We start from the raw sequence: 12,542 nt of genomic DNA, 5'->3' as shown, positions 1-12,542 counted from the left end.
CAGGTGGCTATAATAGTCAGGGTTAGGCTTAGAACGGATGATTGTCCGCTCTCGGTCAGGCCGTCTTCTGCCGCATTCTCGAACCGGTTAACCGGACGAAAGCGGGGGGAGGCGGCTTTTTTTGCTGTTAGATGGGATGAACCGGTAATGGGCGTCTTCGAACTTGTTGTCCCGTAGGACTAGATCCCCATGCTATAATGGGGCAAACGAGCTGGACACGGGGGACGAGAATTCGCATGTTGTTTGTATGGATCGCGCTGTGGCTTGCAGCAGGGCTGCTGCTCGTCACGAATCGGAACAATCCTGTTGTACGCTGGCTCAGCCTGATGTCTCTCTGCGGAGGGTTCGGCGCGCTGGCCTCTGTCATGGAAGGCGTAATCGTATCTCTTGCAGATGGGGCGCGTATTACGGCTGCCCAGGAGCAATGGCTGCGTATCGCACAGCGCGGCTGCTCATGGATGAGCTATTACGGCTTGCCATACAGCTTCCTATGCTTCGCTGCTTCATATAATAAAGAAGCGCTGCCGGTCACCGCTGCTAGACTGCTTCCTTATGCGGCGCTTGTTCTGCCGCTAGGGATGCTTGCGCTTCCGATCCCGGAGGAGCTTCCGGTTCATCACAATTTGCTTGCCGTATGGGCGATTCCTTATACGCTTGCCGGCGGCATGCTTCTTCTCCGCAAACGGGGGATGAATCCGGCTGAGCGGAGAGCGCATCTGGTTGTGATTGCGGCGGTGCTGCCTGCTGTTCTAATTGCGTTAACGATGAATAATGTGATGCCGCTGTTTGGCATTTATCGGATGTGGCGGTACAATGTATGGCCAATTGCATTCGCCTTCGGAGTGTTCATTATCGCGCTATTCAACTTCGGTTTCTTGGGTGTACAGCTGCTCATCGAGCGCCGCCAAATGAATTACTCGCTTCGCGCCATTACGAGCGGCACTTCGATGCTGAATCATGCGATTAAGAATGATATTGGCAAGATCAAGCTGTTCAGCCACAAAATCGAACAGGCAGCGGACACAGCGGAGCTGGCAGAGCTGCGCGAGGACATTCGCGTCATAGCGGCAGCGACAAGCCATATAGAAGCGATGATCCGAAGTGTTCACGACCGGACCCAAGAGCTGCAGCTCGAGCCGAAGCGACTACGCCTTGCGGACATTGTACGGGAACAGCTCGGGGCTATCGCGGTGCTGGGCGGCGACCGGATCCGGGTGTATGCGGAGTACGACGAGTCTGCCGTCACGGTGGCCGATCATGCACAGACGGCGGAAGCCTTGAGCAATGTGTTGAATAATGCGGTAGAGGCCATGCCGGGCGGCGGACAGATCCATATTAAAGTGCGAAGCGGCAAGCGCGGAAGCACGATAGAAATTAGGGATGACGGCTGCGGAATCGATAAGAGCCATCTGCGTAAGGTGATGGAGCCCTTCTTCACGACCAAGAGCGGAAGAACGATGAATTTCGGTCTTGGGCTGGCTTACTGCTACCAGCTGATGAGCCGGCAAGGCGGGGAGCTGCGAATCGAGAGCGAGCTGGGCAAGGGCACGGCGGTTACGTTTTATTTTCCGGCGGTAAAGGGCAAGAATCAGGAGCCAGAGTAGGAGGATGCCGATGAACAGCACATCGATACGTGTCATGATTGTGGAGGATGACCCCGATTGGCGGAGGGGCTTGAAGGCTTATCTGAACAAGGAGTCGGATATAACGGTTGCGGCGGAAGCGGAGACGCCGGAGGAAGCGCTCCGGATGGCTGCGGAAACAAGGCCGGATGTTATTCTGCTCGATATTATGATGGCTGACAGCCCGGAAGGGCTTCGGCTGGCAGCAGAGCTGCCCGCCGCTTCCGGTGCGCGCGTTGTCATGCTGACCTCGATGGGGGACCGGGCTTTCGTCGTGGAAGCTTTCCGAGCGGGGGCCGTCAACTATATCGTGAAATCGGACTTTGCTGCGATACCGTCGGCAGTCCGGGAGGCGGCCGAGGACCGATCTGCGATCGATGCAGCCGCGGCGCAGCATATGCTGCAGGAGTTCCGCCGTCTCAAGATAGTGGAGCAGGAGTATGAGGTGGATAAGTTCAAACGGATGGTGACGCCTGCGGAGGTTCAGCTTCTATCGATGATCAACGAGGGCTACAGCCAATCTCAAATTGCCGAAAAATCATTCCTGTCCCTGCGTACCGTGAAGAACCATGTCAACAATATACTGCGGAAGCTGGGCGGCAAGAGCAGCAAGGAAGCGGCCAAGCAGGCGAAGGATATGGGCTTATTCTAGGAACGCGGGTTCGGGGTACTATGGAAAGATGGTACTATTGCAAAAGCGGGGGCTGAGTACAATAAGTATTAAGGATCTGATCCTAATACTTGTTCCCAAGCGGGAGGCCCAAAGCATGTTGAATGTATGGAAAAGGCATTGGACGACATTCGTCGGATCGCTGTTTATGCTCGCGTCACTATTAACCTTGTTTAAGTACACATCGGATCAGGGACTGTTAACCGATCCGATCAAGATCGGCATCGGCCTGCTGGCAGGCGCGGCATTCGCTGCGGTTGGACTTACACTATTCGGCTTCCGTCGCGGCGGAAATCCAATCGGAACCCGGCGTATGGCCGGAGAGATCGGCACCGGCCTCGGTGCGGCCATCTGGTACTCGACCTGCTCCTATGCCGGCGTTTATACGGCGCTGTGGGATTCGCTCGTCGTGATGCTCGTAATGATCGCTATTACCGCTGCCCTATCTTTCATTGCGTACTCCTTTCATTCACGGATGCTGATGGCGGTGGGATTGGGCGGGGCCATGCTCGCCCCGCTCGTCATGCGGCCGGATACGGATCAAATATTCACGCTGTTCCTCTATCTATTCGTCGTCAATACAGCTTTCTTCTTGATTAGTTTAATCAAATCATGGGTAGAGCTGCGGACGGCCGCTTTTATACTGACTTGGATCCTGTACGGGGTCTATTATCTGCAAATGGATCCGGAACTTGGCGGCTGGTGGAGCATGCCGGTCCGATATGCCGTGGCGGCGTTCCTGTTCTACGCCATCGCGTTTTATGCAGCTGCTTGGAGAGAAAAGTGCAGCTTTGCCGGTCTGAATGTCTACTTCAGCTTTGCGAATACGGTGCTCTTCGGCTTATGGATGTCCGTTCTGCTCGATGGCCGCGCCCAAGTGACGATCGTACTTACGGTCATTGGACTGCTCTATCTTGCCCTTGCCGGGTTTGTGCACCGCAGCGAAGGGGAGAAAAGCCTTTCGTTTACCATACATGCGGCGTTTGGAGGGCTCGCACTGCTGATCGGTCTGGCCGGTCTTGGGAGCGGCTCGGAAATACGCCCGATGATCGGTGTCTATGTATGGGCAGGTGTAGCAGGAGGGCTGCTGGCTCTTGGCAGCAAGCTGCGCTCAGATGTGCTTAAGGGAGCTGCAACGCTGGTCTGGCTGTGCACCGGCATCTATTGGTTCGTGACGTCGTGGGATGTGCCGAGGCTGAATTGGTTCGGCACATTCGTACCTTTCCTGAACGGAGGAGCTCTCGCATGGATCGCGCTTGCGGCTTTCGGTTTCTACTGTGCGCGTGCCATTCATTATGGGGTGGCAGATAAGCAGACGAATGCGATATTTGCTAACGTATATGCGTTATTTGCCCATTGGGTGGTCGGAGGGCTGCTCACGGTCCAAATTAAAAGCCTCTATGAAGAGCAGAATATCGCTGGCAGTCTGAACCTGACGCTATCTGCGGTGTGGGGCGTGTATGCGCTGCTGCTCTTCGTGTGGGGTGCTTACAGCAGGCAGCGGCTGTTCCGCTGGTTTGGTTCGATCGTGCTTGTGCTGGTATCGCTGAAGGCAGTGTTCATCGATATGTCAAATACCGATACGATTTACAAAATGATCGTATTCGTCGTGCTCGGCGCCATTTCGTTCCTCATTTCGTGGGTCAACAATCGCTGGCAGGGCCAGGAAGCTGAGCAGCAGCCGACAGCAGAAGCCGGCGCGGGACTGCTGCCGGAAGAGGCCATCAATAGGATCAGGTCGGCGATACAAGCGGGGTCAACCAAAGATAAACCCGACTTATAAAGCTAACCTATAAAAATCATAGCTTTCATATCTTTGTCTTACGGACGTAAATGTGGTACAACTGAGGATAGACTGAGAATAATAATCAAAGGCCTGCTAATCGGAGGCGAACGTCCACCTTTCGTAAGCGGGCCTGGAATGAAACAGAAGGAGTGTCAACCACTATGGCAGACGTAAAAAAAATCGCAGTCATCGCGGGCGATGGTATCGGCCCCGAAGTTGTAGGCGAAGCGCTTAAAGTGCTGAAAAAGACGGAGGAGCTGTTCGGATACCAGTTCGAAACCGAGCACGGCTTGTTCGGCGGTATTGCGATCGATGAGAAAGGCACGCCGCTTCCGCAAGAAACGCTCGACATTTGTAAGAATGCCGACGCTGTTCTGCTCGGAGCTGTTGGCGGTCCAAAATGGGACAACAACTCCAAGGAGCTTCGTCCGGAGACAGGCTTGCTGGGAATCCGCAAAGCGCTCGGACTGTTCTCGAACATCCGTCCAGCGAACGTATTCGATTGCTTGAAGGAAGCTTCGACACTGAAGCCGGAAGTGCTTGAAGGCACGGATTTGATCGTCGTGCGCGAGCTGACAGGCGGCATTTATTTCGGCGAGAAATTCCGCCGCGAAGGAGCAAACGGCGAAGAGGCAGTTGACACTTGCGTATATAATGTGACGGAAGTGGAGCGCATTGTTCGTCAAGCGTTCGAAATCGCACAAACCCGCCGCAAGAAGCTTGCTTCTGTCGATAAAGCGAACGTGCTTGAAACGTCGCGCCTATGGCGCGAAGTGGTTAACCGGATCGCTCCGGAATATGCGGATGTAGAGCTGGAGCATGTGCTTGTCGATAACTGCGCGATGCAGCTGCTTCGCCGTCCTTCAAGCTTCGACGTGATCGTAACGGAAAATATGTTTGGCGATATTCTGAGTGACGAAGCAGCTATGCTGACGGGCTCAATCGGCATGCTCTCCTCGGCATCGCTTGGAGAAGGAAGCTTCGGCTTGTATGAGCCGGTGCACGGTTCAGCACCTGACATTGCCGGACAAGGCATTTCCAACCCGATTGCAACGATTCTGTCCGTTGCACTGATGTTCCGCTTGACGTTCGGCTACCATGAAGCAGCGAAGGTAATTGAAGATGCTGTGGAGAATGTTCTGAATGCCGGACACCGTACGGGCGATATCGCGGTTGACAAAAGCAAGGCAATCGGCACTGTGGAAATGGGCGATTTGATCATCGCGGCAATGAAAAAGTAATTTATAATAATTATTATAATGTAATAATTTCAATGTTGACTTTGTTACAATGTAATGTTACGATTTTAAATGAAGTCACCTTGTGACACTGATCTAAATTAGGAACGCGAAAGCGTCAAGGAGGTATTCTCGAATGGCAGAACGTTTGGTAGGTCGTCCGGCTCCAGATTTCAACATGGAAACGGCAACAGGGAATGGACAAGATTTTGGTACTGCTTCTCTTTCGGATTACAAAGGCAAATGGCTCGTACTTTTCTTCTATCCTCTTGATTTCACTTTCGTTTGCCCAACTGAAATTACGGCGCTTAGCGAAGCAGCCGGCGAATTCAGCAAGCTTGATACCGAAATTCTTGGTGTGAGCGTAGACAGCAAACATAGCCATCGCGCTTGGATCAATACACCGGTTAATGATAACGGCCTTGGCAAATTGAACTTCCCGCTTGCCGCAGACATCACGAAGAGCGTTGCTCGTGACTACGGCGTCCTGATCGAAGAAGAAGGCATCGCGCTTCGCGGCCTTTACATTATCGATCCAGAAGGCGAAGTGAAATACCAAGTCGTTAACCATAACGATGTAGGCCGCAGCGTAGAAGAAACGCTTCGCGTTCTTCAAGCTCTGCAATCCGGTGGTCTTTGCCCAATTAACTGGAAACCAGGCGACAAGCATCTGCAAGCCAAATAATAATGAACGATTTTTAATGTTCCCTACAAAAACCCGGAATCGCCTAGCGATGCCGGGTTTTTTTTGCTGTTGTCGAAACTTGCAAAGCAGGAATTTCGTCTCACCATCTCGAATACGTTTTTTAGAAGAGGTTCGAACCGGGTTTCCACGGTAAATTGGAGAATGAGAATGTGGTAAGGGGGGAGACGGACATGAGTTTTTGTTGCGGAGCCAGCATGATCGGCACGAACGGAACACTGAAGCATTTCCGGACGCACATCCATAACGTCCCAATATTGTTTTGTCCAGTGTGCCATCGGGTTGAAATTCACCACGGTATCGAGAATGAATACGAAATTTTAGCTGAGTATGCCCATGGGGATGGGGCTTCTGAAGTTGATTTCCTTGAATATGTCGAGCAGGACGGCAATGAGCTATTCGAGAACTGCGTTAATAATGAGAACGAGGATCCGATGGACGTCGTCTCCAATCAAATCGATATGGCGCTTGATTTGCTGAGCTTTGCGAAGCAGATTAGCGATGAGGCTTGGGAGGCTGAACTGAAACACCGTTTGGGCATTCTCGGTAAGCGCCGCGCTAAGCTGCGGCAGCGGCGCACCTCAGAAGGATATTGTTAACCATTCTGCCTCCTGTAGAAGGAGGCTTTTTATTTGTATAAATTAATCCGAAGACCCCCACAACTGCAGCGAACAACACGAAAACTATAATGTGAGGTGGAGCGGTTGCTACTCGTACTGTTTAAGCGGTTTTTCGGTAAGCAAAGATCGGCTGGGACCAGTGAGGAATCACCGGAAGACACCGTCGCGCGAATACGCGAAGGACTTGCATCACGCGATGATTTTATTGCCGCCTATCAGCCGTATATCGTCAAGGTCACGAGTCGATTCTGCAAGAGATATATCGATCCTACTCGCGATGACGAATTCAGCATTGCGCTCAGCGCGTTTAATGAAGCGATCGAGCAATACGCAAGCCATGCAGGAAAATCGTTTCTCGGCTTTGCCGAAACGGTCATTCGGCGTAGGCTTATTGACTATGTCCGAAAAGAACAACGCCATTCCAATACAATTTCATACAGTTCCTTTGAAACCGTCGACGAAGAAGAGCAGGCTGTTAATCCGATTGAAACGCAAGAGGCTTTGCAGCGCTACAGCATGCAGCAGGATGCTGATGCAAGGCGGATGGAGATTGCCGAATATGATAGCTGCCTGATGCAATACGGCATCACGTTTGCCGAGCTGCCGGACCTGTCGCCAAAGCATGCGGATTCGAGGCTGCTGCTGGCTTCCATCAGCTTATCGTTAGCGGCGACGCCAGCCTTGTTCCATTCGTTCGAAGCAACGCAAAAAATTCCGATCAAGGAGCTCTGCGTGCTGGCAGGCGTATCGAGAAAGACCATCGAACGGAACCGTAAATACATAATTGCACTTGCCTTATTACATCAAGGGGAATACCCCTACCTGCAGGCTTATTTGCAGCCTTTGCAGCAGGTGAACGATAGCGAGAACGAAGTGAAAGGGGTGAGAGCATGAACCGCGGGATCATTATGGGAATTGACAAACGCCATAGCATCGTCTTGACGCCGGATGGCGAATTCCGGCGTGTACCGTCCAGAACCGGTGTTTCGGTCGGAGACGAAATTCAAATCGATCAAACCTCCCGTATCCGCAAGCCAAAAATGCTGTACAGTATGGGTATCGGTGCAGCGGCGATGGTTCTGCTTCTCTTCGTTCCGTTGTTTATGAGCCTGAAGACGACGGAGTCTCCGGTGGTCGCCTATTTGACAATGGACATTAATCCAAGCATCGAGATTGGGGTCGATGACCAAGAGAAAGTGATCGAGCTGCGTGCGATGAACGGCTCTGCCAGACAGCTGACCAAGGGCATGGAATACGAGGGTTTGCCGGTGGAGCATGTCGCTGAAACGATCATGGATCGTGTGGAGGCCGCGCATTATTTTGACAGTGGAGAAGGCGATGTACTTATTGCAAGCGTGCTTGTCAAAGAGACGGGCAAAGCTGACTTTGAATCTCAGCTTACCGCTCATGTTGATGCAGCTGTGAAGAAATCGCTGGCTAAGAACGATGCAGAGAGCAAGCGCTCCGTTCAGGTCAATACCGTATCAGCTCCAAAGGAAGTCCGGGACGAAGCGAATGAGATCGGGCTCTCCTCGGGGAAAATGGCGTTCTATCTGGTAGCCAAAAGCCAAGGTCATGAAGTCGATATTATGAAGCTGAAGCGTACATCCATACACAAAACGGCTAAGGCATGGGGTGGCGTTGGGGCGGTATTGGACGATAAGAAGCAGACCGATGCTCTGAAAGCGGAGCAAAGACAACAGGAGCAGAAAAAGAAGCTCGAGGAGCTCTTGAAGAAAGAAAGGCAGCAGCGGGTGAAGAATAGTGAGGACCTAACCGCCAAGCTTAACGATAAAGCAAGTTCGGTGTCGACAGGGGGCAAAGCCGTTACCGTTACCGACTCGAACAAGGCTAAGGACAAGGATAAGGAAAAGGAAAAGAAGGAGCAAGAGAAGGAGAAGAACAAAGACAAGATTACGCACAAGGATAAAGAAAAGGATTGGAAAGTGGATAAGGACAAGAACAAGTCGGATCGGGATAAAACCGATATCGACGATGACCAGCGAAGAGAATCCGGCTGGAATAAGAAGAATATCGACGATGATGACGATGACGACCGGTCTGTCATTCAAGCGAGGAATTCCCAGTCGGAGAAGCAGAGTCAAGAAAAGAATACGAAAAACGATTCGGATGACTCGGATCGTTCAGGCGGGCAGGAAGCTGGCAAACAAACCAGCAGTGGCCGCCACCCTGCCGTTTTTCCGTCACCCGGTGAGACCGGCAAGACCAGTGATAAAGAGGACGATACCCGTAAGCAGGAAAACAAGCGCGAGCAAGAGAAGCTGAAGCAGCAAGAAAAAGAGAAACAGAAAGAACAGCAGGATCAGAAAGAAAAAGAGAAAGAAAAAGAGAAAGAGAAAGAGAAAACTCAAAAGAATGACAAAGACCGTGGGCGCGACGATGATCGCCACTAAAGGTCCATTTATTCGCCGAACAACATGAGAAAGCCGCGTGAACTCAGGTATTTTGAATCTGTGTTTGCGCGGCTTTTTAACCGCTGTGCGGGCAGGCGTGATTCGACAGGATCTCCTGTTGACAATTATTAGAAGCTATTACTATTATTACGGTAAGCCTATCCGAAAAGAGCGATATTTGTCGTGAAACAAACGGTTATTGTTCTATTGGAAACGGCTGGTGAACCGGCTATGACTCGCTTCGCCTATTGTGCCGCAAGGGAGGAATAGAACATGCAAGCGATTCGAAAACGCTATTTTCCGGCGCTTGCCGAATACATACGAAGCGGAAGTGAAGCTTCTCTCAACGAAGCAACGGAGATAGGCAAGTTGCTTCACGGCGTTCATCCGGAAGATATTATTGCGATTCATGAAGAGTCGATGCAGACACTCGTTGCGAATGTAGAGTCGGAAGAGGCATTAAAGCTGTACAGCCGCTCCTTCATCTTTCTGATTGAGCTGATGGTAGCCTTCCGGTTCCGAGTACAGCCAGAGCAAACACAAGAGCAGCGATTCAGCGAAATGCGCGACATGCTGCTCAATTCACACCGCTCGTTCCGCATGGTCAAGAATAAATATGAGAATGTGCTTCAGCACATGGATAGTGGAATTGCGATTTTCGACAGTGATGGCATCCTATCCTTCATTAATCTGCAGATGGCCAAGATGCTTGATATTCCGAGAAAAACGCTTATCGGATGCAACCTGCGGGAATTATTTACGCATCCTCAGCTGCGTACGGGAACGAAGCGCATCTTGCTTCGCCTGTATAAGGAAATGTTTTTGCGGCGAAGCCGCTATATGGAGTTTCAAGACGCGAACGGCAAACATCTGCTTGTGACGGTTACCTATGGGGACCAGCTGGATGGCGATTATTTATTCAGCGTCAAAGACGTCTCGGAATATAAACAAATCGAACAAACCGCATACCAGAATGATAAGCTGGCCATGCTCGGCAAAATCGCCGCGGCTATTGCTCATGAAATCCGCAACCCGTTAACATCGATCCGCGGCTTTATCCAGCTGCTCAGGCCTCACCTGCTGCAGCTTGGCAAAGAGGAATACGCCCGGATTATATTGGCGGAGATTGACCGGGCAAACGATATCATATACGAATTTCTCAACTCCTCGAAGCCTTCTGCGCCGATGATGCAAAAAGTTTACATTACCTCTCTGCTGAAGGAAGTCGTTCTGCTGTGTGACAGTGAAGCGCTGATGAAGGGCTGTCAGATTCAGATGGAAATCTATGATGAACAGCTGGCGGTCTCCATTGATGTGAAGCAGATCAAGCAAGTTATTCTGAACATTATCCGCAATGCGCTAGATGCGATCGAGGAGCTGGGCGGCGAGCGCAGCGGCTGTATCGTTATCTTTGCGAAGCGGGAGGGCTCCTATGTAGAAATTGCGATACGCGATAACGGTAAAGGGATGGATCATACGACGAAAATTCGGCTGTTTGATCCGTTCTATACGACAAAAGCCGAGGGAACGGGCCTGGGTTTATCCGTCAGCTATCGAATCATCCGCAATCACGGCGGCACGATAAGAGTGACTAGTGATATGGGAGAGGGAACAGAATTCAAGATCTATTTGCCATTAGTAGAGTAAAGCATTAGAATCGGGTTATAACCGATAACGCCGGCAATCGGCTCTCTGCAAGGGTGATGATAATGGAAGGATGAAACGGGGAGTATGCTTCCGTCCGACGTCACTTATCATCGCGAGGGAGGCGGTTTTACGCGGTCGGGGATAACCCTTTTTGTGATTGTATCCGAATGGATACGTTTCGCATGTACACATTTGGATAGAGTCTAGGGGAAGAAGCTGTCTACGCTGCCAAGGATGGCGCGGACCGTTTCTTCTTGTGAGCGGATACATATGAGAGGAGAGATGAATGATGAGCGAGGTTCAGTTTACATACGGGGTGAATAACAGTGAGGCAGCGGCAGACTTTGATGTCATCGTCAAGCTGATCAGCCGCGAGGAGCTGCAGGAGGAGGAAGCGGAGTGGGTGCATCCGCAGTTGGATGAGGCACTTCGCGTACATGTAGAGAGAGGGCTGTTCAAAGCGGAACCAAAGGAAGTGCTTGCGCTCCCTTCGCTCGGTTTGCTTCCGGTCAGCCATGTCATCTATGTAGGTATTGCCCGATCGGAGCTTACGGCGGATAGCTTAAGGGATGCCGCAACAGCAGCGGCCAAGGCCGCCGGGCGTCTCAAGGCCGCCAGTGTTCAACAATTGCTTCCAGAAGCAGCGTGCGCGGGATCGTCGGCTTGTACGCCGGCACAAGCGGCGCAAGCCATGACGGAAGGTTACGCACTTGGCGTTTTTAAGCGGAAGACGGTGAAGACAGGCGATAGTCTGCGTCAATCCACCGTCACATCGGTCAACTTTACCCCTGCCGGAGCTGCCGGTCATTCACCGGATTCGCAGGAGCAATGGCAGGCAGGGATTCAGCGCGGAAAAGTATTCGCGGCGGCGGTCATATATGCGCGCGATTTGACTAACCTTCCGGCTAACCACCTGACCCCGGAGCTGCTGGCATCGGAGGCGGAAGTACTGGCCGGGCAATACGGCTTGGATATCGAAGTGCTGGACGAATGGTCGGCCGCGGAGCAAGGAATGGGCGGTCTGCTCGGCGTCGGGCAAGGCAGCGCAAACCCGCCAAGAATGATTGTTATTCATTATGAAGGCGCTTCGGACAGTGCAGAGGTATGGGGCTTGATCGGCAAAGGAATAACGTTCGATACGGGCGGTATTTCCTTGAAGAAGGCGGAAGGCATGGAAGGCATGATATGCGATATGGCCGGAGCGGCTTCCGTTCTTGGGGTGATGCGTATTATCGGGGAACTGAAGCCAAAGGTGAATGTTCTTGCCGTCATCCCATCCGCGGAGAATATGCCTTCAGACCGTTCTTATAAACCGGGCGACGTCTTGAAGATGATGAACGGCACGACGGTTGAAGTCGTTAACACCGATGCCGAGGGACGTCTCGTCTTGGCCGACGGTCTTACGACCGCGATCAAGCGCGGCGCGACTAAGCTGGTCGATCTTGCAACGCTCACCGGCGCAGTCGGCGTTGCCTTGGGCAATGTCGCGACAGGCGCGATTACCAATAACGAGGAGCTGCTGGAGCAGGTGATGACGGCTTCCAAGCAGTCGGGAGAGCGCATATGGCAGCTCCCTTCCTTCCCTGAGTACCGCAAGCAGCTGGAAAGCGATGCTGCGGATATGAAGAACAGCGGAGGCCGGATGGGCGGCACGATCACAGGCGGCTTGTTCATCGGCGCTTTCGCTGAAGACCGGCCGTGGGTGCATCTGGATATCGCGGCTACCGCATGGCTGGACCGGGAACGCTCATGGGAGCCGAAGGGCGGTACCGGCGTCATGGTTCGGACCCTTGGAGAGCTATTGAATAAAGAGGGATAAGACAAGATAAGGCAAGGCAAGGG

10 protein-coding genes are annotated in these 12,542 nt (G+C 52.2%); all 10 read left to right on the top strand.

Annotation, left to right across the window (positions count from 1 at the left end; all coding sequences use genetic code 11):
- Positions 1 to 236: 236 nt before the first annotated feature.
- The 10 genes from NNL21_RS09915 (at position 237) to NNL21_RS09870 (ending at position 12,519) form a co-directional block, all read left to right on the top strand.
- Positions 237 to 1,604, top strand: a complete 1,368-nt coding sequence (locus tag NNL21_RS09915) for a sensor histidine kinase (protein WP_204817185.1) — start codon at positions 237 to 239, stop codon at positions 1,602 to 1,604.
- Positions 1,605 to 1,614: 10 nt separating this feature from the next.
- Positions 1,615 to 2,274, top strand: coding sequence for a response regulator (locus tag NNL21_RS09910; protein ID WP_204817188.1), 660 nt, complete (start codon positions 1,615 to 1,617; stop codon positions 2,272 to 2,274).
- A 115-nt stretch (positions 2,275 to 2,389) separates the two neighbouring features.
- Positions 2,390 to 4,075, top strand: coding sequence for a DUF2339 domain-containing protein (locus NNL21_RS09905; RefSeq protein ID WP_204817191.1), 1,686 nt, complete (start codon positions 2,390 to 2,392; stop codon positions 4,073 to 4,075).
- Positions 4,076 to 4,239: 164 nt separating this feature from the next.
- Positions 4,240 to 5,319, top strand: a complete 1,080-nt coding sequence (gene leuB / locus NNL21_RS09900; protein WP_204817193.1) for a 3-isopropylmalate dehydrogenase — start codon at positions 4,240 to 4,242, stop codon at positions 5,317 to 5,319.
- 133 nt (positions 5,320 to 5,452) lie between these two features.
- On the top strand, positions 5,453 to 6,001 hold the full coding sequence (locus NNL21_RS09895) for a peroxiredoxin (RefSeq protein WP_204817198.1): 549 nt from the start codon (positions 5,453 to 5,455) through the stop codon (positions 5,999 to 6,001).
- A gap of 191 nt (positions 6,002 to 6,192) precedes the next feature.
- A complete protein-coding gene (locus NNL21_RS09890; protein WP_204817201.1) occupies positions 6,193 to 6,618 on the top strand; it encodes an FH2 domain-containing protein in 426 nt (141 codons plus the stop codon).
- A 105-nt stretch (positions 6,619 to 6,723) separates the two neighbouring features.
- A complete protein-coding gene (gene sigI / locus NNL21_RS09885) occupies positions 6,724 to 7,533 on the top strand; it encodes an RNA polymerase sigma factor SigI (protein WP_204817203.1) in 810 nt (269 codons plus the stop codon).
- Complete coding sequence (locus tag NNL21_RS09880; protein WP_204817205.1) at positions 7,530 to 9,053, top strand: anti-sigma factor domain-containing protein; 1,524 nt, start codon at positions 7,530 to 7,532, stop codon at positions 9,051 to 9,053. Before sigI ends, NNL21_RS09880 begins: the two co-directional genes overlap by 4 nt.
- Before the next feature lie 273 nt (positions 9,054 to 9,326).
- Entirely contained in the window at positions 9,327 to 10,700 is a 1,374-nt protein-coding gene (locus NNL21_RS09875) for an ATP-binding protein (protein ID WP_204817207.1), read from the top strand.
- Between the two features lie 286 nt (positions 10,701 to 10,986).
- Complete coding sequence (locus NNL21_RS09870) at positions 10,987 to 12,519, top strand: leucyl aminopeptidase (RefSeq protein WP_204817210.1); 1,533 nt, start codon at positions 10,987 to 10,989, stop codon at positions 12,517 to 12,519.
- Positions 12,520 to 12,542: the final 23 nt, after the last annotated feature.

It is taken from the genome of Paenibacillus mendelii, from assembly GCF_024498075.1.
Classification (GTDB): Bacteria; Bacillota; Bacilli; order Paenibacillales; family Paenibacillaceae; genus Paenibacillus_Z; species Paenibacillus_Z mendelii.
This window is presented reverse-complemented; position numbering and strand designations above follow the sequence as displayed.